This is a genomic window from Rhizobium sp. BIGb0125, from assembly GCF_024810055.1.
GTDB lineage: Bacteria > Pseudomonadota > Alphaproteobacteria > Rhizobiales > Rhizobiaceae > Agrobacterium.
In genome coordinates this window covers 151992-173661 of record NZ_JANUDV010000007.1, presented here as the reverse complement: position 1 = coordinate 173661, position 21670 = coordinate 151992, and the positions used below count along the sequence as shown (strand labels likewise).

At 55.9% G+C, this 21670-nt stretch carries 21 protein-coding genes and 1 pseudogene; 4 read left to right on the top strand and 18 right to left on the bottom strand.

Annotated elements, in window-relative coordinates; all coding sequences use genetic code 11:
• Positions 1 to 65 precede the first annotated feature (65 nt).
• The 4 genes and pseudogenes from M2418_RS20015 to M2418_RS25820 all read right to left on the bottom strand — a co-directional run.
• Entirely contained in the window at positions 66 to 1745 is a 1680-nt protein-coding gene (locus M2418_RS20015) for an iron ABC transporter permease (protein WP_259148765.1), read from the bottom strand.
• A 10-nt stretch (positions 1746 to 1755) separates the two neighbouring features.
• Positions 1756 to 2715, bottom strand: coding sequence for an ABC transporter substrate-binding protein (locus M2418_RS20010; RefSeq protein WP_259148764.1), 960 nt, complete (start codon positions 2713 to 2715; stop codon positions 1756 to 1758).
• Positions 2709 to 2999, bottom strand: a complete 291-nt coding sequence (locus M2418_RS25825) for a TOBE domain-containing protein (protein ID WP_405049457.1) — start codon at positions 2997 to 2999, stop codon at positions 2709 to 2711. The genes M2418_RS20010 and M2418_RS25825 overlap by 7 nt, the downstream gene beginning before the upstream one ends.
• A gap of 357 nt (positions 3000 to 3356) precedes the next feature.
• A pseudogene (locus M2418_RS25820) lies at positions 3357 to 3713 on the bottom strand (ABC transporter ATP-binding protein); the annotation flags it as partial.
• 417 nt (positions 3714 to 4130) lie between these two features.
• Between M2418_RS25820 and M2418_RS20000 the strand changes: the two are divergent.
• Genes M2418_RS20000 through M2418_RS19990 form a run of 3 tightly spaced genes read left to right on the top strand, consistent with a single transcriptional unit; the run spans position 4131 to position 7606 of the window.
• Positions 4131 to 5240, top strand: a complete 1110-nt coding sequence (locus M2418_RS20000) for a PspA/IM30 family protein (protein ID WP_259148762.1) — start codon at positions 4131 to 4133, stop codon at positions 5238 to 5240.
• On the top strand, positions 5240 to 5899 hold the full coding sequence (locus M2418_RS19995; protein ID WP_259148759.1) for a YqiJ family protein: 660 nt from the start codon (positions 5240 to 5242) through the stop codon (positions 5897 to 5899). The genes M2418_RS20000 and M2418_RS19995 overlap by 1 nt, the downstream gene beginning before the upstream one ends.
• 6 nt (positions 5900 to 5905) lie before the next feature.
• Positions 5906 to 7606, top strand: coding sequence for a flotillin family protein (locus M2418_RS19990; protein ID WP_259148757.1), 1701 nt, complete (start codon positions 5906 to 5908; stop codon positions 7604 to 7606).
• A gap of 71 nt (positions 7607 to 7677) precedes the next feature.
• Here M2418_RS19990 and M2418_RS19985 read toward each other — a convergent pair whose 3' ends face one another.
• From M2418_RS19985 to M2418_RS19930, 12 genes are all read right to left on the bottom strand, one after another.
• Positions 7678 to 8955, bottom strand: a complete 1278-nt coding sequence (locus M2418_RS19985) for a type III PLP-dependent enzyme (protein WP_259148755.1) — start codon at positions 8953 to 8955, stop codon at positions 7678 to 7680.
• On the bottom strand, positions 8952 to 10469 hold the full coding sequence (locus M2418_RS19980) for an AMP-binding protein (protein WP_259148900.1): 1518 nt from the start codon (positions 10467 to 10469) through the stop codon (positions 8952 to 8954). The genes M2418_RS19985 and M2418_RS19980 overlap by 4 nt, the downstream gene beginning before the upstream one ends.
• On the bottom strand, positions 10469 to 10726 hold the full coding sequence (locus M2418_RS19975; RefSeq protein WP_259148753.1) for an acyl carrier protein: 258 nt from the start codon (positions 10724 to 10726) through the stop codon (positions 10469 to 10471). Before M2418_RS19975 ends, M2418_RS19980 begins: the two co-directional genes overlap by 1 nt.
• 29 nt (positions 10727 to 10755) lie before the next feature.
• On the bottom strand, positions 10756 to 11601 hold the full coding sequence (locus M2418_RS19970) for a hypothetical protein (RefSeq protein WP_259148751.1): 846 nt from the start codon (positions 11599 to 11601) through the stop codon (positions 10756 to 10758).
• 346 nt (positions 11602 to 11947) lie between these two features.
• Positions 11948 to 12145 carry a hypothetical protein gene (locus M2418_RS19965; protein WP_259148749.1) on the bottom strand — a complete coding sequence of 66 codons (198 nt, stop codon included), beginning with the start codon at positions 12143 to 12145 and terminating at the stop codon, positions 11948 to 11950.
• Positions 12146 to 12207: 62 nt separating this feature from the next.
• A complete protein-coding gene (locus M2418_RS19960; RefSeq protein WP_192489771.1) occupies positions 12208 to 12603 on the bottom strand; it encodes a DUF1622 domain-containing protein in 396 nt (131 codons plus the stop codon).
• 106 nt (positions 12604 to 12709) lie between these two features.
• Positions 12710 to 14308 (bottom strand): MFS transporter, encoded by a 1599-nt coding sequence (locus M2418_RS19955; RefSeq protein ID WP_259148748.1) that lies wholly within the window; start codon positions 14306 to 14308, stop codon positions 12710 to 12712.
• Positions 14305 to 14748, bottom strand: a complete 444-nt coding sequence (locus tag M2418_RS19950; RefSeq protein ID WP_250984472.1) for a DoxX family protein — start codon at positions 14746 to 14748, stop codon at positions 14305 to 14307. The genes M2418_RS19955 and M2418_RS19950 overlap by 4 nt, the downstream gene beginning before the upstream one ends.
• A 169-nt stretch (positions 14749 to 14917) precedes the next feature.
• Positions 14918 to 16795 (bottom strand): amidohydrolase, encoded by a 1878-nt coding sequence (locus tag M2418_RS19945; protein ID WP_259148747.1) that lies wholly within the window; start codon positions 16793 to 16795, stop codon positions 14918 to 14920.
• Positions 16796 to 16889: 94 nt separating this feature from the next.
• Complete coding sequence (locus M2418_RS19940) at positions 16890 to 17177, bottom strand: XapX domain-containing protein (RefSeq protein ID WP_192489775.1); 288 nt, start codon at positions 17175 to 17177, stop codon at positions 16890 to 16892.
• 68 nt (positions 17178 to 17245) lie between these two features.
• Positions 17246 to 17935 carry a hydrolase gene (locus M2418_RS19935; protein ID WP_192489776.1) on the bottom strand — a complete coding sequence of 230 codons (690 nt, stop codon included), beginning with the start codon at positions 17933 to 17935 and terminating at the stop codon, positions 17246 to 17248.
• Positions 17936 to 18076: 141 nt separating this feature from the next.
• Positions 18077 to 19009, bottom strand: a complete 933-nt coding sequence (locus tag M2418_RS19930; RefSeq protein WP_259148745.1) for a ring-cleaving dioxygenase — start codon at positions 19007 to 19009, stop codon at positions 18077 to 18079.
• A 120-nt stretch (positions 19010 to 19129) separates the two neighbouring features.
• Here M2418_RS19930 and M2418_RS19925 point away from each other — a divergent pair, with 120 nt between their 5' ends.
• Positions 19130 to 20029, top strand: coding sequence for a LysR family transcriptional regulator (locus M2418_RS19925; RefSeq protein ID WP_250984469.1), 900 nt, complete (start codon positions 19130 to 19132; stop codon positions 20027 to 20029).
• A 23-nt stretch (positions 20030 to 20052) separates the two neighbouring features.
• Here M2418_RS19925 and M2418_RS19920 read toward each other — a convergent pair whose 3' ends face one another.
• Both M2418_RS19920 and M2418_RS19915 read right to left on the bottom strand, forming a co-directional pair.
• The gene (locus tag M2418_RS19920) at positions 20053 to 20730 is read right to left on the bottom strand and encodes a gamma-glutamylcyclotransferase (protein ID WP_259148899.1); all 678 of its coding nucleotides are present in this window, start codon (positions 20728 to 20730) and stop codon (positions 20053 to 20055) included.
• A gap of 88 nt (positions 20731 to 20818) precedes the next feature.
• Positions 20819 to 21655 (bottom strand): alpha/beta hydrolase, encoded by an 837-nt coding sequence (locus tag M2418_RS19915; RefSeq protein ID WP_310503218.1) that lies wholly within the window; start codon positions 21653 to 21655, stop codon positions 20819 to 20821.
• Positions 21656 to 21670 lie beyond the last annotated feature (15 nt).

Genomic DNA, 21670 nt, shown 5'->3' with positions numbered 1-21670 from the left:
CCCATACCGGTAAATCGCCTGCCGTTCGCGATGAACGGCAGGCGATTTGACGCGCAAGCTAAGTTTCAATCGACCACAAATCCTGTTTTCTTCAGGAGTTGCAAGAACAGCAACGGCAACAGTGTCGTCAGAATGATCGTAACAAAGGCCATGGCCATACCGATCCCGACTGAACCTTGCTCGAACTGACGCCAGATAAAGGTGGCAATCGTCTGCATGCCAACTGGGGCCACCACAACTGAGGCAACCAGTTCGCGAGAAGCAAGAGCAAAGACCAGCAGCATTGCCGAGGCAACACTGGGGAACACCAGCGGCAGCAGAATACGGCGGAAAGCGACAGGTCCACTAGCGCCAAACACGCGCGCCGCTGCCTCAAGATTGTCACCGAGCTGCACAAATGCAGCGGTTGCGTAACGCGCCGTCTGTGGCAGCAAAATACAGCAATAGGCCAGAAGAAGGATCAAGGCGGTATTATAGGGCGTGAATGGCAGGCCGGGCATGTTCCAGGCCATGATCAAACCAACGGCAACCACAATACCCGGAAGGGCATTGGGAATGACGGTCATGATATCGATCAGGACACGTCCGCGCATTCTGGTCTTTACAACTGTATAAGCCGAGACAACGCCGATGATACCGGTAATGATAGCAGTACCGACGCCAAGCGTCAGGCTGTTCACCAAGGCACCCAGCGCACCGGCGCTGTTGCTGAAAACGGCGGCAAAATTTGCTAGCGTTACATTGTCTACGGCAAGACCGCCCGAGATGGTACGCGATAGCGACGTAACGAGAATGGCAAGCATCGGCACGCCGGTTGCCAGAAATGCCACAACAGCAAATGCCGCCATGACAGGCACTGTGAAGGCACCAAGCGCGCGCTTGTCACTGTTTTGCGGTTTGCCCACCACGGTCTGATAGGAACGACGCGCGAGGATCCAGCGCTGGACGAGGAAAGCCAGCAGCGACAAAGTTACCAGCACCAATGACAGGATGGCAGCACCGGGCAAATCAATCGGCCAGTCGCTGACCCGTGTATCAATGCCGGTTACAAGAACCGGGAAACCGGCACGGCTGCCCAAGGCTGCTGGCGTGCCGTATTCCTCGATGGCGGCGGCAAATACCAGAAGAAGACTTGCGGCAAGACCGGGCGCCGACAGAGGCAGCGTAATTCGCCAGAATGCCCGCGTTGGCGTCGCACCGAATACACGGCCGACATCCGCATAACGGGCACCAACCGCCTCGACCGTGCGCGACACAGCAAAATAAACGACCGGAAATGTGTTGAAGGTCATGACCAGTGTCATGCCGAACAGCGAAAACAGGAATTGCGAAAGATTGAAACCAAGAAGCTGTTGCAGATAACCGCGCGGCTGCAATGTCATGATCCAGCCCAGTGTGGCGATGTAGGGAGGGATCATGAAGGGCACGAGCAACAGGATATCCCACACTCTTGCAAACGGAATGCGGTACAGTGCACGCGCAACACCAAGCGGCACCGCTAGAACGGCCGACGCCATCACCACACATAGCCCAAGAAGCAGCGTGTTGCGGGTCATGCCCAAAAGCTTGCTATCCCCAAGGGTTTGAGCAAGCCGCGAGAAGGGCTCCGAAAAGGAGCCCTGCCCGAGTTGAGGAAAGATCGCCTGGAGTACGATTGCGGCAAAAGGCACGACAACGACGATTACGAGGCCACAGGCAGCAAGCCAGGCAGCAGGCGCGGCACCACCAATATCCTTTGCACGCATTCTTTTATACTCAGTTTGTTCCGAAGATATCGGAAACCTTCTTCAGGGTCTCTTCGCGCTTGCCGTAGATGGCGGACGCATCGTAGTCGAGCAGCTTCAGGTCGCTGATCAGCGGACGGTCAGCCGGGATGTCAGTACGTGCTGGCATCAGGTAGGTTGCGGCAACCATCTTCTGGCCTTCGTCCGACAGCATGTAGTCGATGAACTTCTTCGCCTCATCCTGGTTCTTGGACCAGTTCAGGATCATGGCAGGACGCGGTGCGATAACCGTGCCGGAAGCAGGGAAGATAACGTCAATGCTTTCGCCCTTGGCCTTGTTGCCATAGGTGATGTAGTCAACAGCGCCAAAAACAGCAGCCTTTGCACCCTGCAAAACTGGGTTAAGCGCTTCAGCATTGGCGCCGGCAATGATCGCGCCATTTGCCTGCAGGTCCTTGAAGACCTTGAAGTCGTCATGAGCGCCGAGAACGCCGGTCAGTTCGAAAGCAGAACCAGACTGGGCAGGATCTGGAATGTTCACAAGGTCCTTGAACTCTGGCTTTGCCAGGTCAGCCCACTCTGCAGGCTTCGGTGTGCCGCTCTTGGTGTTCCACGCAATACCGAGCGCAGAAACGCCCTGTGCAACAGCGGTGTCGGACTTCAGGGAATCAGGAACCTTTTCGGCGTTAGGGCTTGTGTAGGACACCAGCCAGCCACGCTTTGCGAAGTCGGTTGCCGTATCCCAAGACGCGGAAATGACGATGTCAACGACAGGATTTGCAGCTTCTGCCTCAATACGGGCCATGACCTTGCCGGTTGTTGCCTGGAAGACATTAACCTTGATGCCGGACTGCGCGGTAAACCCGGCTGCCATCTTGTCGATGAGGTTCTGCGGGCCAGCGGTGTAGACGGTGATATCGGCATGGGCAGTACCGGCCATCAGCATGGCAGCCAATACGCCAAAAGCGGTGTGCTTGAGGGATTTCAACATGTTGCAACTCTCTCCTTTTGAGTGATCTGGTCATCGGCACCGAACCAGTGGATCTGATCGACATCGACGGAAATCGGAATTGTTTCGCCCGGTCTGAAACGGACCTGGCTGAGAAGCTGAAGCTCGACGGACGGCAGGCCGGGCGGCGAGACAACCGCCAGATGGCCATCACCACGAAACTGCGAACGCAGCACCACGCCCTGGAAACTGCCACGACCTTCGTCGGCCGACACGGCACGTGTCGGAATGAGGATACGAGCGCGGTTACGGGACGGGTTTTGCATGTCGGCAATTTGATAGGTGCTGCCAGCCAGGAACCAGTTGCCGTTTTTCCACTCGATATCGGCCAGACCGCCAAGTCTGAGGAAGTCCGCGACTTCAGGTGTTGCCGGGCTACCGATCAGGGAATCCGGCGAGGCCAGCTGCTCGATATGGCCGCTGCGCATAACCGCAACTTCATCGGCCAGCGTCAGCGCTTCGGCATGATCATGCGTGACATAAACGGCCGTCAGTTGCAGCGAGGCAATCAGTTCTGCCAGTTCACCAACCATGTTTTCGCGCAGTTCGCGATCAAGATTGGACAGAGGCTCGTCGAACAGGATCAACTGCGGTTCCGCTACAATGGCGCGGGCAATCGCCACGCGCTGCTGCTGGCCACCGGACAGGTCGCTTGGGCGTCGATCCGCGAAAGCAGCCAGACCGACACGCTCAAGGGCGCGAATAGTGCGCTGGTGTCGTTCACTCTTGCCAATGCCGCGCATTTCCAGCGGGAAGGATACATTGCCTCCCACGGTCAAATGCGGCCACAGTGCATAATCCTGAAACACCATGCCGAGATTGCGTTTTTCAGGCGGTGCGAAAATCGAATTGCCCGCATCAGCCACGACCTTGCCCGCAATCGACACAGAACCAGCTGTCGGCTGCAACAGACCTGCAATCAGTCGCAACAATGTTGTCTTGCCGCAGCCGGAAGGCCCCAGAAGCGCCAAAGTGCGACCCCGGGTCAGGGAAAGGTCAATGCCCTTGAGGATTTCCGTCTGGGAATACTGGAAACTCAGGCCAGCAGTAGAAACCGCAGCCTGGGCTGCCTCGGAGGTGAACGTCATATGATCGCAGGGGTTGATTAAGATGCGACCTCACTATTCTCACGACATAACAGATATGTGACAAACTCTGTCACAGACCAAAAACCAGCGGTTTTCTTTTCAAGGTCAATTCAGCCGATCATTTGGGTTGGCGAGCGATGTAATTCGATGCTGGTATTTTACCCGCAGGCAGGCATACACGCGTAATTGAACCGCCGCATGGCATCGCGAAGAAGCTGCGTGTAAGTTCCGTAATTACACGCAACCAGAGCAAGAAATATTTTTAGGCATGCATTGAAAGCACAAATGAAGTGCTTTATATATTTAAGCATGATCACAAGGCTTCTTTCTCGCATCATTCTGGTGCTCGGACCGACAAAGCAGGATCTGGCTTCCCTGCGGGAGACCCTGTCTGCGTACCGGCATGCGATGAGTATTCTCGACCAGACAGAAGGCGCAAATCTGGTTGCGCTGCACACCGCAGCCTATGAAATCATCCGCGCCCGGACCGGCCTGCCCTCGCGCATGGCGACACTGGCTTTGCGCGACCACAGCCATCACAACCCTGAGCAACCCGTCGAGAGCATTCCTCTCGATGCCAAACTGTTTTCCGTCAAAGGACCAGACACGGTCAGCATCGCCACGATCAACGGCCGTATCGTCGTGCCTTACGCGGTGCGGGGTTATCAGGAGGGCTGGACTGATTTTACTGAAGCACGCCTCATATTTGAGGAAGACACAGTGACCATCCACGCCGGAATAAGGTCCGGCTTTCAACCGAACAAGGAGACTTCCATGAATAATGAAGGCATTCTTGCCCGGCTCGGGCGCGTCATCGCTGGTGTTGTCAACAACGCCGTAGACACAGCTGAGTCAAACAATCCGGTTGCCGTTGCTCAGCAGGCCGTCCGCGAGATTGGGAAAATCGCCGAGGAAGCCCGTGCAGCACTGGGCGTCGCGGTTGCAGCCGGTCATCGGTTGAAGGCCAAGGCCAAGGATCTGGATGACGAAATTCAGGACCTCGATGAAAAGATAAAGGTCGGGTTGGAAAATAATCGCGAAGATCTGGCGCGTGCCGCAACCGGCCTGCAGATCGATCTGGAGGCCCAGCGCGAAGCACTTGGCAGAGCCATCATGGAAAATGCTGCCGAGATCACCGAAGCAGAGGCCACATTGCGCAGTATCGCCTCAGCCAAGGCAGACGCCCAGAAACGGGTTGAGGACGCACAGAAAGCAGCCAAAACTGCAGCACACGTGGATTCGACACCATCGCAGCGCAATGACCAGCGCCTTGCAGACGCACTGGATGCCATTGAGCGGGTTACCGGCACGCCAGCAAAACCCACGAACGGCGCCGCCGAAATTGAGGAGCTTGGCCGCTTGCAGCGACAAAACGCCATTGATGCGCGTCTCAAGGCATTCCGTGAAGGGCAACGCTAATGGGAACAATCGTCCAACCGGGTACGGCTGCATTCTGGCTAGCATTGCTGGTCATTGCCGGGCTTGGCATTGTGGAACTTGTTTCAATGTTGCTCGGCGCATCCGTCTCCTCGCTTCTTGATAATGGTTTTAGCCATCACACACCCGGAGAGTCGCATTCCGGCCTGCTTGGCAGCTGGATGTCCTGGCTCAATGCCGGCGGGGTGCCTGTCCTGGTGCTCGCCGTCATTCTTCTGGCAGCATTTGCAGTGGCCGGTTTTGTCATACAGGCAATATCGTCGGCGACCATTATTGGCCCAATGCCGGATTATGCGGCGATAACCGGAGCACTGGCAGCAGCCATTCCAGTAACCCGCTGGGCCAGTCGTGCCTTGGCCAAGATCATTCCGCGTGATGAAACAAGTGTGCTGCACCAGTCTGACTTCATTGGACTGGTCGGAACAGTCACCCTCGGTCCGCTCGATCAAGGCAATCCTGGCACCGTCAGGGTCAAGGACCGATACGATAACATCCACTCCTTGCGCGCCAAAGCGGCAGTGGGATACACCATTGCAACCGGCGAGCACATTTTAATTGTCGACGGTTCCGAGGGGCTTTTTGAAGCCATCCCGGCACCGGCGGAACTTAACTTGTCCAACAATGGGCAAAATGGGGGTTAACACACGATGGATTTCTTTTCTCTAAGCCTTATTGCCGGGGTTATTATCGCCGCGATTGTCGTCATCGGCATTATCATGACATCGCTCTACACCCGTTCGACGCGCGATAAAGCCTATGTCCGAACCGGTCTTGGCGGCAAAAAAGTCGTGCTGGACGGTGGTTCTATCATCCTGCCAATCTTCCACTCGTATTCCTGGGTATCGCTGAGCACATTGCGCCTTGAGGTGAAGAGATCGGAACATGAATCTCTGATCACCAAGGACCGTATGCGTGCCGATATCACCGCCGAATTTTACGTCCGCGTGAAGCCGGATGCGGAAAACATTGCTCTTGCCGCCCAGACGCTCGGTGACCGTACCAATGATGCCGATGCGCTGAAAGCACTGGTCGAAGCCAAGTTCGTTGACGGTCTGCGCTCCGTTGCAGCCACCATGTCGCTGCGCGACCTGCAGGAACAGCGTGCCGAATTCGTCAAATCGGTGCAGGCCGCCGTTGCCCATGACCTGCAGTCGAACGGTCTGGAACTTGAATCCGTATCGCTGACGCGTCTCGACCAGACCGACATCAAACACTTCAACCCGAACAACACCTTCGACGCCGAAGGTTTGACGGCGCTGACCAAGATCACCGAAGAGCGCAAGCGCGAGCGTAACCAGATTGTTCGTGACAATGAGGTTGAAATCGCCACCAAAGACCGTGAAGCCTCTCTGCGCAGATTAACCATTGAGCGCGAACAGCGTGACGCAGAATTGAACCAGGAACGCGACATCGCCAATAAGACGGCGGAAACACGCGCCGAAGCCGCGAAGATCGAACAGGCTGCCCGCCTCAGCGAAGAAACCGCCAAGCTGGATACTGAACGCGGTATCGCAGAACGTGACGCACAGGCCCGTCAGGCCCGTGAAACAGCGCGTATCGAAGCTGAACGCGGCATTGCAGAACGTGAAGCCGAAGCCCGCAAGATTACCGAAACGGCCCGCATCGAAGCGGCGATTGCCGTTGCCGAAAAGGTAGAGGAAGAACAGGCAGCTCGTGCCAAGGCCGATGAAGCCAAGGCTGCCGCTATTACCGCCGAAGAACAGGTTGTGACCGCGCGTGAAGTGGAAATTGCTGAACGCGCCAAGCGCATTGCAGTTATCGATGCCCGCAAGGCCGCAGAACGGGATGCAACAGCCATCACGGTCAAGGCAGAAGCGGAACGTGCCGCAGCGGAAAACCTGGCTGCCGCAGCAAAGATCGCAGCAGAGGCTGAGGCTCAGGCCGCCAAGATCCGCGCAGAAGGTGTGATCGCACTCGGCGACGCTGAGGCCCAGGCCGAACGTGCCCGTAACGATGCCCGTAACGCCCTGTCCGGTGATATCATCGAGTACGAACTTGCCCGCGCGCGCATCGAAATCATCCCAGAGGCACTGGCAGAAGCCATGAAGCCAATCGAGAAGATTTCCGACATCCGCATTTTCAGCGCCGGTAATCTGGCAGGTGCGCTTGGCGGCAAGGGCGGTGAAGGTGACGGCGGTGGCAGTGCCTTGAATGATCTCTCGGGCCAGTTACTCAGCTTCACTGCGCAGAAGCCGATCCTTGATGAAATCCTGTCTCAGGCTGGTTTCAAGGGTGAAGACCCGACCCAGGCACTGCTTGCCGGAAGCCTTGCTGGCGCTTCGAAAGGTGCCGCAACCAAGAAACTCGACAAGAGCGACGACGCCTGACAACAACCTTAGACCAAAAACAATGCGCGGCTTTCACAGGAAGCCGCGCATTATCATTTTGTCGTCGAACGTTAAGCAAGCACCCGAACCTGCCCATCCTCTACAATGACCTCGGTAGGACGGTCATGCGACAGGAAGTTGATCGGGCTTGCCGTGATGCCATAGGCGCCTGATTGCAGGACGGCCACGAGGTCACCGGCCTTCAGGTCCGGCATCTGGATATCACGCGCTAAAATATCGAGTGGCGTGCAAAGTGGGCCGGCGATCGTCACCGGTGCCCATTTTGTTTCATTCATACGGGCTGGCGCCACCACGGGGTAACTGCGCTTGATAACCTGTCCCAGATTACCCGATGCCGCCAGATGGTGGTGCATGCCACCGTCAGTCACCACAAAACAAGTACCGCGTGAGTGTTTCACCGAGTTGACTTCGGCAACGTAAACGCCCGCAGGTCCAACAAGGAAACGACCCGGCTCTACAATTGCCTTGGCGGATGACAGGAGTGGATCATCCTTCATCAACGCAATCAGCGACGGAACCGCAGCCGCGATGACATTCAGATCAAGGGACTTGTCGCCGACGTAATAGGGAATGCCGAGCCCACCACCGAGATCGACCGTTTCAAGCGGTTTGTCCAACTGCGCAGCAATCCGTGACGCAATGCCAATCGCATGACGCCATTGTTCCAGAAGTGCTGCTTCGTCCAGAATTTGCGTGCCGCCATAAACATGCACACCGACCAGGTCGATAGTCTCAACGTTGGACACGGCATCCAAGGCAGCTTGTAGATTTTCTTCATCAAATCCGAATGCTGTCGGCTTGCCACCCATACGCATGGCACCGGCCTGCACGGTCGGCACCGGGTTGATCCGCAGAGAACACCGCACCGGCTTACCGATCACCTTAAGGCGTTCGATCTCTTCAAAACTCTCAACATGAATTTCGCCGATACCGCCGACTAGGACCTCTTCCAGCTCCCGAACGCGTTTGCCTGGGCCGGCAAACAGAATTTTTTCTGGCGCCACACCTGCCGCCAGCGCAGCACGATATTCCCCGACTGACGCGATCTCAACGCCAGCGCCCTCTTCAACAAAAACCTTGATGACCTGCGGATTGGGGTTGGCCTTCACCGAATAATGGATCGTGGCAAACCCGTCCAATGCGGCTGCTAGCTGCCGGTAGGTCCGGCGCATGAGAGCAGCATCATAAATATAGGCAGGAGTTGCGGTTTTTGCGGTTATCTCACGAACCGTCACGCCGCCAATCAGGAGATCAGGGCCGTCCGTCTGGAAAAGGGAAGCAGCAAGATTATAGCCATGCGACGGTCTGGGGCGCTCGGTTTCACTCACGACGCCACCCGCTCTTTCACCAGCCTCTGGTAATCAATCTTGCCATTGGGCGTGACCGGCAGTTCATCAACGACCTCGATCACGCGCGGCACCATGTAGGATGCGAGGCTGGCAGCCACAGACCGCAAGACGGTGGTCACATCGACATCATCGGCCCCGGCAACTGCTAGCGCATGAACCTTCTGGCCGGCCAGTTCATCCGGCAATCCAATCACCGCGACCTGCCTGAAATGGCCCGTTGCCATCACAGCCTCCTCCACCTCAGAGGGACTGATACGGTAGCCCGATGACTTGATCATCGCGTCATTGCGGCCGATGAAGCTGAAAAAGCCCTCGTCATCCTGCACTGCCAGATCGCCGGAATAACAGACAATCTCGCCGCCGATCTCGGCATCGTGGAACGGATGCGGTTTTAGAACCTTGGCCGTGTCCTCGGGCCTGTTCCAATAACCAAGTGACACGGTTGGGCCACGATGGACGAGAATGCCCGGCTCGCCCGGTGCAGCCCGTTGTCCAGATGTTGTTACGATAAAGACCTCACACTCTGGAATAGCCTTGCCAATCGACGTCGGACGGCGGTCGAGTTCCTCCGGCGGCAGAAAGGTCGAACGGAAGGCTTCCGTCAAACCGTACATCAGGAAAACTTGTGTTTGCGGCAGCAACTTGCGAAGTGCTGTAACCGTGCTGGTTGGCACCGAGCCGCCGGAATTGGTGATATAACGCAAATGCGGAAGTTCCGTCTTCGAAAGCAGCGGCGACGTTTTGGTCAGGATCGCCCATACGGTCGGCACACCCGCCAATCCGGTGATCTGGTGATCACGCAGCGCACGGGTGATGTCGTCACCAAATCGGAAGCTGAGAATGACGATGGTGGCGGCCTGTTCCACCGATGTCAGAAGCTGGTTGAGACCATAATCGAAGCTGAAGGGGAGAATCGACAGAATACGGTCGTCTGCGGTGATGCCGAGATAGGTGCGAACGATCCGGCTCCCGGCCAGCAAATTGCGATGCGACAGCATCACGCCTTTGGGTTTGCCGGTGGAGCCAGATGTATACAGGATGGCGGCGAGATCTTCGCCAATATTGTTTGAAGGTACTGTCAGACGGTCGGCATCGGAAATATCTTCAACATACAGAACGGTAACATCGTCAATATCAGCGAGACATTCAGCGATGATATCGCCTGACGCTTTGCTGGTGATGACAAATCGAGCACCGCAATCGCTGACGATATGGGAGATCTGCTGACCGCGCAGCAACGGGTTCACTGGGACGAACACACCTGATGCCCGGCTGACCGCGAATATAGCGACACTTTCCTCGATGCCGCGTGGCAAAAAGATTGCAACCCTGTCTCGCCGCTGCAGACCTTCCGCGACGAGCGCGCCAGCATATCTGGCAATCAGATCGCCCGTCTCCCGGTAAGTGATGCGGCGATCACCATTGATGATCGCAATCTTGTCACTAGAAATGTGAGGAGCAAGAAGGTCGTGCAGGAGTACAGGCTGCGAAATCACCGGGTCGTTCGCTCCACGAAAGCTGTAATGCCGGCAGGTGTCGCCAACTCCATAAAGTCAAAATTCTCGTCATCGATCGATATGCCGAAACGTTCCGACAGGAACATGATCAGCTCCAGAAAGCCGAGAGAATCTATGGCGCCTTCCAGCAACGGCGTTGTTGCGCTCAACGGAACCAGATTGGGGAAGCGACCTTCCAGGTAACCGAAGACCGCCTCTGAAACGTCCTGGTCGGCCTTCCTCTCACTTAACATTTGTACTCTCCTAAATTGATCGCTTGTCGTCAGGCGTTGAGAAACACGCGCTCCGAAAACATCTCGTTAATAACGTCGTCCTGCCACACGCCTTTTATCTGGTAGGCATGCGCCGGCCACGGATTGATGGCGTGTCTAACCTGAACATCTGCTGGAGTAACCATGCTCAAGAGCGGAACGCCGCGCTTGAGAAGGAAGCGTGAAAGCGGACGCAGATTATCAACGACAGTCTGGGCACTGGTTGCATAAAGCACCCTTGCCATCGGTATCCTGCGTTTGGAAATCACATCGAGAATAACCGGATGATAGGTGTCGTGCAGCTTGATTGCCAGCGCCATACAGCCGAGTTTCATATGCAGGTTGATGCCGTCCACCTGGCGCGCCGATAGCCCCCCTTCGGGAACCTGATCAATCGGAAGAACTGTGCCAGCATTCCGGCCAAATAGCGCAGTAAACGGCAGCGCAAACAACAGGTTTCTGGAGGCAAAGGTCCGAAAACCCAGTTTCTGGTTAAGCTTGATAGCATTTTCAGACGGAGAAAAGTCCGTGTAAACAAACGTGTCGTCCGCCATCGCTTCCTGCAGCATGCGTGGCGCAAACCAGCGATACCTGGCGTCGACATACCAGCTTGAAAGATTGAGAAGTTTTTGGCCCGTCGTCATATGATAGCCGGGTATTTTCAGCAACACGCCAACCGGCTCGTCTTTGGCAAGCAGTATGCTGCCGACCGATGCGAAATCATGGTCTCGGGCATAGGCATGCAGGCGGTAGACCCCGCGAGCCCAAAAGCCTGCATCCCTTTCGGGAAAGCCTTTGGCAAGCAAGTCAGCGGCTGTCGTCAGCCTTTGCTCATCGATGGACACGATCCTAAGCATTTTCTCCCCGACTAAGGACGGTCACAACCTTTCCCCCGATACCAGCATCTGCGTTTTTTGCCTGTCAGTCGGCAATCATATCTCGGGTTTCAAACCTAGGACACGACAACCACCGATTTATTCACATATCTCATTTTCGAGGGATTTGCGCCCTCTAGGTTGAGTATGAATATCCTGATACAGCAAAATCATTACCGCCCTCTTTCAATCGGCGGAGGTAACTTCACAAAAAGGTGAATTCTGCTGAGCTTTTACGCGTTTGACTAGAATATCTCAGACATTCCGGAAAGTAGAAAATGATTTCTACTGTTAACAATCTCTACCGAGAAAAAAATAGAGTTGCGCATTAGTCCCGGTTTGCCACAACCGCACGCAGAGAGAGATTTTTTACTGATTTAAAAAGCCTGTCGCGGTCCGTTTTTGCGGGATCAGCGACCGCCTCGTCTACGGCTCCGTGCATGGCACTGAACAACATCACTGCCGTCATTTTTGAACCATCGACATCGAACATGCCATCCGTCGGCCGACCGACGATTGCCACCATGGATGGTTCCAACCACCCTTTGACGGATACGCCCTACAATGCGAGGGCGCAGTTTGTCGAGATCACCGACCTTCCGCACCACGCTGTGAATATCGCGACCATGGCCAATGGCCGTCAATTTCGGCTTCAAGCGAAAAGCTCAGGAATGTACGAATGAGCACGATCAGCCCAAGAAGACCGACACTTTCGAAGGTCAATGGCGATATAATCGTTGCAATGATGTCGGCACCGATCAGAATTTCGAGACCCAGCAAGATACCGCGCCCCAGATTGGCGCGGTAACGATCATAGGCATCCTGTTTGGCCGCCGATGTCAGGTCACGAAGATAGATGCCCGTTGCAACCGCAACGCCAACCAAAATCACACCAACCCCGAAAAATTCCAGGCCCAGTGCAAGCGGCTTCAGGATCGGTGCAATCAGACTTGTCAGGCCGTCGGCCTCGCTACCAATGTCCATTTTCATAATCCTTTTTTGAAAAGAGATGGGGATTTGGCCCTGCGCCAGAAGCGTCACTTACTGAAAGAGGGGCGCGCGGCGCCCCTCTCATCATTATCGATCATAATCAGGCTTGGCCGGGCCGGTTGATCGTCAGGAAGTGCCTGACCACGGGTTTTTCCGGTCCTGTGTGGTAGGCCAGCACCTTGCTCTGCAGGTCGGCATCGGCGTGGGAAACCCGCTTATGTTGGCGCAGGTGTTCAGCCCAGGATTCAACCATGAACCATTCGACCATCTTCTCCGGATCGGCAGAGTCTTCCGTTACACCCCAGCCATAGGCACCATCGCGGCGGCGTTCCTGGGACAGCGTGTCGAGTGCCTTGAGGAAAGCCCGGCGGTGCTGCTTTTCAACCTGGTATTCGATCAGGATCAGAACAGGGCCACGGTCATGAGCAACAGGTTCTGCAACGAGTGGTTCTGGCCAGTGGTTCGAAGGCACCATGTCAGCATCGCCAGCAGGCAGTTTCAGGCGGTGCATGATCAACCCGACAATCAGCAATCCGGCTGCGCCAATCAACAAGGTAGCTTGAATACCAACAGCCGAACCAACCGCACCCCATCCAAGGCTACCCGCCGTCATTGCACCGTTAAACACGGTCAGGTAAACGGCAAGACCACGACCACGAACCCAGTTTGGCAACACTGACTGTGCAGCACCGTTCAGCGTCGTCAAGGCAGTGATCCATGCAGCACCAAGGAACAGCAGAACGATAATCGCGACAAACTTCGGTGGGGCGAGTGACAGCACAGCCATGACAATTGCCGTAATGATAGCCGCGCCGAGCAGTAATCCATCGGCACTTAAGCGGTCACGCAGTTTTGGCATAACCAAGGCACCACCGATCGCACCGGCACCAACTGCACCCAGCAGGATACCGTAGAAGCTTGCGTCGCCACCCAGCAACTGACGGGCAACCAGCGGAAGCAAAGCCCAGACCGCACTGGCAAAAGCAAAGAAGATAGCAGCACGCGCCAGAACGATATGCAGTGGACGGCTTGCCCGTGTGTAACGAAGACCAGCCCGGAACGCGCCGAAGAAGTTCTCCTGCAGGGCGTCGTTGGCATTCTTCGCACGCGGCCACCAGACCAGTGCGGCGATCACGAATATGTAACTCGCAACGTCGGCTCCGTAGGTTATCCCGGCTCCAAACCCTGCCAGAAGCAGGCCGCCGGCAGCCGGACCAATCGAACGAGCGATATTGATGCCGAGCGAGTTGAGGGCAACGGCGCTTTTGACATCCTCGCGCTTTACCAGCTCCGGTACGATGGCTTGCCATGTCGGCCCCATTAACGCGGCACCGATACCACCAAGGAATGTCAGACCGATCAGAGCACTGACCGACAACATCCCGGTCTGCGCCAGAACCATCAGGCTGAGACTGACAGAAGCGAGCAAAAGCTGAATGGCGATTAGAAACTTGCGGCGATCCAGAATGTCGGTGAGCACACCGGCAGGAATGGCGAGAAGAAAGATCGGCAGAGTACCTGCCGCCTGCACCATGGCGACAGCAGCAGGAGATGCCGAGAGATCAGTCATCAGCCAGGAGCTGGCGACATCGCGCATGAAGCTGCCGGTATTGCCAAGAACCGTGGCAGCCCAGAGAACCGCGAAAACCGGTTGCGCGAGTGGGGCAAAGCTGCCGCCGGAGGATTTTGTGCTGCTCATTTGCCTTCTCCCTTTGTCAGATCCAGCGCCGCAACGATCACGAATGCGCCAGCAAGGCCGAGATGTTCAAAGAAGGCATTGGTCGCCATCATGCGATCCATGCCGGGCGCCATTTCCCAGAAACGCAGGGCAATGGCTGTTGCAAGAAGTGTGAAGCCTGACAGCGCCAATGCGCCAGCCCAACGAAGGCGACCGGACACCACCATGGCAGATGCCACCAGTTCAAAAATAATGACGGCAACTGCAAAGGCCGATGCAGGATGAAGACCGAAATGCTCCATCTCGGCAATCGCGCCGGAGAAGTCGAAAATCTTGGTCAGAGGTCCCTGAATATAAGCGGCACAAAGAGCTAGCAGTGCCACCGTTCGTGTAGCCGGAGCAGTTATCACGTCGACAAGACGTCCCTGCCGCCGGAGTGAAGAGGAGGTAAGAAGGTTCATGGCTTGCTCCAGCTGTTGTCACCGCGTTGCGGCGCTGTGTTCCTTTGATGGAGCGATAATGATCTCGAAATTCGCCAACAACAATTGCATCAATAATTCAGATTTAATTGTCAAATATGCAATAATAGAAATCGGGCGACCAACAGGTCACCCGATCAGTTTTAAAAGCTTATACAGCCCAGCAAGAGCATCCAAGCGCGCCGAAGAAGCCCTTGAGATCAGCAATCGGCAGTTTCGAGGTCCATGCACCGGCATGGTCATGACCATGAACACCGCAATCGCTGGCGCAGCCGCAGGTCGAAATAGCCGTACGGCGTAGTGAGCGGGCGCCTGCGCCTTCCGGTTCACCCCAAGCGGCATAACCACCAAACTTGCGCACAGGTGACCAGTCGGGCATCGCAGGCGGAACATCGTTCTCATCAAGCGTTTTGAAGTCACCAGTCCCGTAAACGATCTTGCCACCGACCATAGTCAGTTCCGAGGTGAGGAACGAAATCTCGTCCTCGGCGCAGGCAAAGAAGTCCTTGTCCGGCACGATCAGGTCGGCAAACAGCCCCTTCTCGATGCGGCCCTTCTTGCCCTCTTCATTGGAGAACCATGTGACCTTCTCGGTCCACATGCGCAACGCCGTCTCACGGTCCAGGCAATTGGCGCGTGGATAAAGCTGCATGCCACCCACCGTCTTGCCGGTGACCATCCATGACAGCGATACCCAAGGGTTATAGGACGCAACACGCGTGGCATCGGTACCTGCCGAGACATTCACACCTTTGTCGAGCATCTTCCTGATCGGTGGTGTGGCTTCGGCAACACCATGACCGTAGCGTTCAACGAAGTATTCGCCCTGATAGGCCATGCGATGCTGGGTGGCGATACCACCGCCAAGCGCTGCAATCCGGTCGATCGAACGGTCCGAGATGGTTTCGGCGTGGTCGAAGAACCAGTTGAGACCTTCGAGCGGAATGTCCTTGTTGACCTTCTCGAACACATCCAGTGCCCGGCTGATGGTCTCATCATAGGTAGCGTGCAGACGCCATGGCCAGCGGTTCTCGGCGAGGATCCGCACCACTTCTTCCAGTTCACCTTCCATCTCCGGGGCCATCTCCGGACGCGGTTGGCGGAAATCTTCGAAGTCGGCAGCGGAGAAGACCAGCATCTCACCTGCCCCATTATGGCGGAAATAGTCGTTACCCTGTTTATATTTGACCGAGCTCGTCCAGTTGAGAAAGTCCTCTTTTTCCTGCTTCGGCTTTTGCGTGAACAGGTTATAGGCCAGACGCACTGTCATCTGGTTGTTACCCGACAATTGCTGGATGACCTCATAGTCATCGGGATAGTTCTGGAAACCACCACCCGCATCGATCACGCCGGTAACGCCCAGCCGGTTTAGCTCGCGCATGAAGTGACGGGTCGAATTGACCTGATAGTCGAGCGGCAGTTTCGGGCCTTTGGCGAGTGTTGAATACAGAATGCCGGCATTGGGTTTGGCCAGCAGCATGCCGGTTGGATTGCCATTGGCATCGCGGGTGATCTCGCCGCCGGGCGGGTTTGGTGTGTCCCTGGTATAACCGACAGCGCGAAGGGCCGCGCCATTCAAAAGTGCGCGGTCGTAGAGATGCAGCAGGAACACCGGCGTATCCGGTGCAATGGCGTTTATCTCTTCGATGGTCGGCAGGCGTTTTTCTGCAAACTGGTGTTCGGTAAAGCCACCAACCACGCGCACCCATTGCGGGGCAGGTGTAATGGCTACCTGGCGCTTCAGCATATCCATGGCATCGGCCAACGAGCGCACGCCATCCCAGCGTAGTTCCATGTTGTAGTTCAGGCCGCCGCGCACCACGTGGGTGTGGTTGTCGATCAGGCCCGGCAGCACCCGTTTGCCCTTCAGGTCGATGATTTTGGTGTCGGGGCCGGCCAGTGCCATGATGTCGGCATCCGTGCCAACCTCAAGAAATGTGCCGTCCTTGATCGCGACGGCCGTCGCATGCGGGTTTGAACGGTCGAGTGTTGTGATCAGCCCGTGGTGGAGGATCAGGTCGGGATACATGGGCGTAACTCCAGGCTTTATGATGGTGATGAAGATCAATGCAAAAATTGACGTTTGAAAGGAAACACCGGATGCCTGAGCGGCACCTACTTCGTCAACCGTCAGATGGTGTCGAGTTGTTGCGAGCCGCGATCACTTTGGCGTCATCATCCCCCTTGGGCAAATGACCAAACATGTGCGGCTTGATCTGGTTGATCCAGGAAACTGCCGCAGGCTCCTTGTTGATCAGGGTCTTTGCGAAAGGAATGAGCTGTTCGCCGACGAGAATACCAAGAAGGCCGACAAGCGCAATGACCGGCGGAGCCGGTGAACGGACATTGAGCAGGCTGTAGACGATACCGACAAGCAGCCCTGCGCCGAGGGAAAGAAGATAGATTTTCATGGAATGTACTCCTCTCTTGAATGAAAAACCGCTCCGACAGGGGATTATCGGAGCGGTTCGATCAGGCCTTACTTGGCTGGGTTAGGACCGATACGTTTGCCATGCTTGACGCGCTCGGCACCGCCGTGAACGTGAGTGACTGCGTAGTCGATACCCATGCCGTAAGCACCGGAGTGTTCCTTCACCAGCGAGGTTACAGCGTCATAGGTTTCCTTGCGGGCCCAGTCGCGCTGCCACTCAAGCAGAACCTGCTGCCAGGTCACTGGAATGACACCGGCTTGAACCATGCGGTCCATGGCGTATTTGTGTGCATCGCTTGAGGTACCACCGGACGCATCGGCCACCATGTAGATTTCATAGTCTGGAACATCATGGAGAGCGGAAAGAGCGAAGGTCGTGTTGCACACTTCGGTCCACAGGCCGGAAACGACAATCTTCTTGGCGCCTTTGGCGGCGTTCTTTGCCAGGGCATCGCGAACATTCTGGTCGTCCCAGGAGTTCATCGAGGTGCGTTCGAGAATGTCATTTTCGGGGTAAACCGCCAACAGTTCAGGGAAGGTGTTGCCGGAGAAGCTCTCCGTTTCAACCGTGGTGATTGTTGTTGGGATGTTGAAGATCTTGGCTGCCTTGGCAAGACCAACCACGTTGTTCTTCAGTGTCTGGCGATCGATCGACTGAACACCGAACGCCATCTGCGGCTGCTGGTCGATGAAGATGAGCTGGCTGTTTGCAGGGGTAAGGACTTCGAGCTTAGACATGGTGGTTCTCCGTTTAAATTTGAGTGCCGATGAGCGGCATTGAGTTTTGAGATACCTTCGGAGGTCGGCTGCCTGCCTCAGGCAGCCGTTTCGAAAGGCGGATAATGTTTTGGTCAGTGGATGGGGTTGAAACCCCCAGTCTTACGCCGCAATCGGAACCAGATTGGCCTCGATCTGATCGCGGAAGTTTTCATAGCGGCTTGGCAGTTTCAGTGCTTCGCCGAGATGGGCAGTATCTTCGTCCCGGTCGAAACCGGGTTCGTTGGTGGCGATTTCGAACAGGATGCCGCCCGGCGTCCGGAAGTAGATCGCCCAGAAGTAGTCTCTATCGATCACCGGTGTGACTTGGTAACCCGTATCCATCAGCGCCTTGCGCACTTCGAGTTGCTTTTCGCGGTTGTCGACGGCAAAGGCTATGTGATGGACCGAGCCCGCGCCCTGACGCGCAAACGGTGTCTTTGGAAGCGAGACCAAATCAATCGTATCTGCACCATTGCCGCCAGGAATGACAAACCGGGTCACGTCACCTTCAGCCTCTGTGCGTTCATAACCCATGAAGCTGAGAAGTTCTGCGGTCGCAGCCGTATCGTGCAGATTGAAACGCGCGCCGCTAAATCCGCGGATGGCAACATCGTCCGAGACACCCTCACCGACCCAGCCGGCGCGCTTGTCATCTGCGGTTTCGACCAGAGCGAAAGCATCGCCATCCGGGCCAATGAAACGCAGGCGGTTGGCACCGAAAGCCGTGTCGGTTTCAATCCCACCAACACCCTGCGCCGTGAAGCGGTCTTTCCAGAAGGAAAGTGCGCCCTTTGGAACAGCAAACTGTGTTTCTCCGACTTCACCGACACCCGGACGACCGAGCATCATGTTGCGGAATGGGAAGTAGGTCATGACCGTACCGGGTGTGCCATTCTCGTCACCGTAATAGAGATGGTAGACACTTGGGTCGTCGAAGTTAACTGTCTTCTTCACGCGGCGCAGACCGAGCGTATCGGTGAAGAACCTGTTATTCTGCTGTGCATCAGATGCCATCGATGTGATGTGATGCAATCCCTTGATGTCCTTGATCATAATCTTTGCCTTTCTGCACTGGCGTTGTCCGTTTCGTTGAGTAGAGTTTTAGCCGGGTTGATTACTGCGCGGAATTGCAATATTTCTTTCGAATGAATTGCGTTTTTTGAAATAATAGAGATGAACGATTACAGAGCCCTGAAAACATTCCTGCTGGCCGCCGAAAAGCGCAATTTTGCCCAGGTGGCCCGCGAACTGAATATGACGCCGGCCGCGGTAACGCGCGCCATAGCCGCGCTTGAGGACGACCTTGGCGTCCAGTTGTTTGTGCGCACGACGCGGCAGGTTTCACTGACGACGGATGGCGCTGTTTTCGCAGCGCAAATCCAGCCTGCGGTCGAGGCCCTAGAAAATGCTCGCAAGGATGTGCGAAATGCACACAAGGCCGATGAAGGCCGCTTGCGCATCAGTTCTCCAACGTGGTTCGGCAAGGCCGTGTTGCCGCCGATCCTGTCAGGCTTTAGAGAACGTTATCCAAAGATGAGCTTTGAGATTTCCTTGTCGGACGGACTGGTGAACATCGTTGACGATGACTTTGATCTGGCAATCCGTATTTCATCGCAACCATCGGACAAATTCACGATCTGGCGTAAAATCCGTGTCGTGCCGCGTATTCTGGTCGCTGCACCAGGAAGCCGGTTTGTCGATATGCAGCATCCAAGCGAGCTGACACCGGATGATTGCCTTGCCTATAGCGGCGAAAGCCGACGGGAAACCTGGGCTCTATCGGATGGCGGTTCCAGCATATCAATCTCGGCCGGCCGCGCATTCAGCGCCAATAATGGTGAAGTGCTGGCCGATATGGCGGCAGATGGTGCGGGTGTCGCGATGTTGCCCGGTTTCCACATCTCCGAGCACCTCAGAACCGGGCGTCTGGTGCATGTTTTGCAAGGATGGGCGCCGGCGGATTTATGGCTGACACTCTATTATCCGCCCTATCAGGCTTTGCCGCCACGCATCGCGTCCTTCTCGAAGTTTTTCGAAGAGCAGGTCGCATCCCACATGGTGATGCTGGAGTGATGTCGATCAAGTGACCTGTAGGTTCAGGTAGTCTGGGCTGCGATAATGTCCGCAGCCACCAGCGCCTGGAGACGCCACAGATTGCGGTCACGTATGCCTTCGGCATGAAGGTCGACAATTGTGTTGTGCAGATATTCGGCGCAAGAACCACCTTGACCACAAGCTCTGGCAATCAACTGCGAGGCCTGCTCAATTGGCAAAGGCTGCGTCAACCCGCTCCGTTTGGTGCTGGCCCAAAAGGTCAGTGCTTTGCGGGTGCCATTTTCGGCACAGACCGAAACCCAGCGGACCATATCTATGACTTCCCGGTACCGGATCTCGCGCGCTACGAGGGCACGCAAATCCTGACGTCGACGCTCCGCTGACAGTTCAAAAAGAATGCCGTCACATTGACCGCCGCGCTCAAGTGCCATCATCAGGCCGGGCTGATCGCTGCTGGCCCGCCAGCGCTCAATCTTCAATGAAAATGACCTGTGCCAACCATAGGCGGTGGCGCGTTGACGACTGACAGCTTCAAATTCAGGTTTCCAGATCAGCGAGCCGTAGGCAAATACCAACAGAGGATCATTGCCCGCTTCACGCTCGATCCCATCAACAAGATGATCAAGCTCCGCTTCGGAAAGTGGCGTCCAGCCCGGCTCCGGTCCATCATCGCTGACTTCTCGAAGGGTCAGGGCAACAAGTTCGGGAGTTAACTTCATCATCGTAGCAAATCACATTACGGCAAAATGGAATTGAAGATGGCCGCAGCAAGAGTACCGCGGCCATCCTTCATTGTCAGCTGTAAAATCAGGCCTTTACGAAGGCCAACAGGTCAGCATTGAGAACATCGGCATTAACCGTCAACATACCGTGAGAGAAACCAGGGTAGGTCTTGAGCGTGCCGTTCGTCAGGAGCTTGATCGCCTTGTGGGCAGAATCTGCGATCGGTACGATCTGGTCGTCTTCGCCGTGCAGAACAAGCGTTGGAACGGTGATCGCCTTCAGGTCTTCGGTCTGGTCGGTTTCAGAGAAAGCCTTGATGCCGTCATAATGGGCCTTTGCGCCACCCATCATGCCTTGACGCCACCAGTTCTGGATCACACCTTCCTGGACCGTCGCACCATCACGGTTGAACCCGTAAAAAGGACCAGCCGGTACATCGCGGAAGAACTGGGCGCGGTTGGCAGCCAGTGCGGAACGGAAGCCGTCAAACACTTCGATCGGCAGACCTTCAGGGTTGCTGTCTGTCTTCAGCATCAGCGGCGGTACGGCGGACACCAGGACAGCCTTGGCAACACGACCGGCGGGCTGACCATGTTTTGCAACATAGCGGGCAACTTCACCGCCACCGGTTGAATGGCCGATATGAACGGCGTTCTTCAGGTCAAGGGCCTCGACGACAGCAAATGCGTCGGCTGCATAATGGTCCATGTCGTGACCGTCCGCCACCTGTGCCGAGCGACCGTGACCACGACGGTCATGGGCAACAACACGATAGCCCTTCGACAGGAAGAACAGCATCTGTGCATCCCAGTCATCCGACGACAGCGGCCAGCCATGATGGAAAACGATTGGCTGCGCGTCCTTTGGACCCCAATCCTTGAAGAAGATTTCAACGCCGTCCTTGGTGGTGATAGTAGCCATTTGAGTGTTTCCTTT

What these genes read in the sequence shown, in the direction of transcription:
- M2418_RS20015 (WP_259148765.1), bottom strand. Translation starts at nt 1,745, where the DNA reads ATGCGTGCAAAGGATATTGGTGGTGCCGCGCCTGCTGCCTGGCTTGCT.
- M2418_RS20010 (WP_259148764.1), bottom strand. Translation starts at nt 2,715, where the DNA reads ATGTTGAAATCCCTCAAGCACACCGCTTTTGGCGTATTGGCTGCCATG.
- M2418_RS25825 (WP_405049457.1), bottom strand. Translation starts at nt 2,999, where the DNA reads ATGCAAAACCCGTCCCGTAACCGCGCTCGTATCCTCATTCCGACACGT.
- M2418_RS20000 (WP_259148762.1), top strand. Translation starts at nt 4,131, where the DNA reads ATGATCACAAGGCTTCTTTCTCGCATCATTCTGGTGCTCGGACCGACA.
- M2418_RS19995 (WP_259148759.1), top strand. Translation starts at nt 5,240, where the DNA reads ATGGGAACAATCGTCCAACCGGGTACGGCTGCATTCTGGCTAGCATTG.
- M2418_RS19990 (WP_259148757.1), top strand. Translation starts at nt 5,906, where the DNA reads ATGGATTTCTTTTCTCTAAGCCTTATTGCCGGGGTTATTATCGCCGCG.
- M2418_RS19975 (WP_259148753.1), bottom strand. Translation starts at nt 10,726, where the DNA reads ATGTTAAGTGAGAGGAAGGCCGACCAGGACGTTTCAGAGGCGGTCTTC.
- M2418_RS19970 (WP_259148751.1), bottom strand. Translation starts at nt 11,601, where the DNA reads ATGCTTAGGATCGTGTCCATCGATGAGCAAAGGCTGACGACAGCCGCT.
- M2418_RS19965 (WP_259148749.1), bottom strand. Translation starts at nt 12,145, where the DNA reads ATGGTGGCAATCGTCGGTCGGCCGACGGATGGCATGTTCGATGTCGAT.
- M2418_RS19960 (WP_192489771.1), bottom strand. Translation starts at nt 12,603, where the DNA reads ATGGACATTGGTAGCGAGGCCGACGGCCTGACAAGTCTGATTGCACCG.
- M2418_RS19955 (WP_259148748.1), bottom strand. Translation starts at nt 14,308, where the DNA reads ATGAGCAGCACAAAATCCTCCGGCGGCAGCTTTGCCCCACTCGCGCAA.
- M2418_RS19950 (WP_250984472.1), bottom strand. Translation starts at nt 14,748, where the DNA reads ATGAACCTTCTTACCTCCTCTTCACTCCGGCGGCAGGGACGTCTTGTC.
- M2418_RS19945 (WP_259148747.1), bottom strand. Translation starts at nt 16,795, where the DNA reads ATGTATCCCGACCTGATCCTCCACCACGGGCTGATCACAACACTCGAC.
- M2418_RS19940 (WP_192489775.1), bottom strand. Translation starts at nt 17,177, where the DNA reads ATGAAAATCTATCTTCTTTCCCTCGGCGCAGGGCTGCTTGTCGGTATC.
- M2418_RS19935 (WP_192489776.1), bottom strand. Translation starts at nt 17,935, where the DNA reads ATGTCTAAGCTCGAAGTCCTTACCCCTGCAAACAGCCAGCTCATCTTC.
- M2418_RS19930 (WP_259148745.1), bottom strand. Translation starts at nt 19,009, where the DNA reads ATGATCAAGGACATCAAGGGATTGCATCACATCACATCGATGGCATCT.
- M2418_RS19925 (WP_250984469.1), top strand. Translation starts at nt 19,130, where the DNA reads ATGAACGATTACAGAGCCCTGAAAACATTCCTGCTGGCCGCCGAAAAG.
- M2418_RS19920 (WP_259148899.1), bottom strand. Translation starts at nt 20,730, where the DNA reads ATGAAGTTAACTCCCGAACTTGTTGCCCTGACCCTTCGAGAAGTCAGC.
- M2418_RS19915 (WP_310503218.1), bottom strand. Translation starts at nt 21,655, where the DNA reads ATGGCTACTATCACCACCAAGGACGGCGTTGAAATCTTCTTCAAGGAT.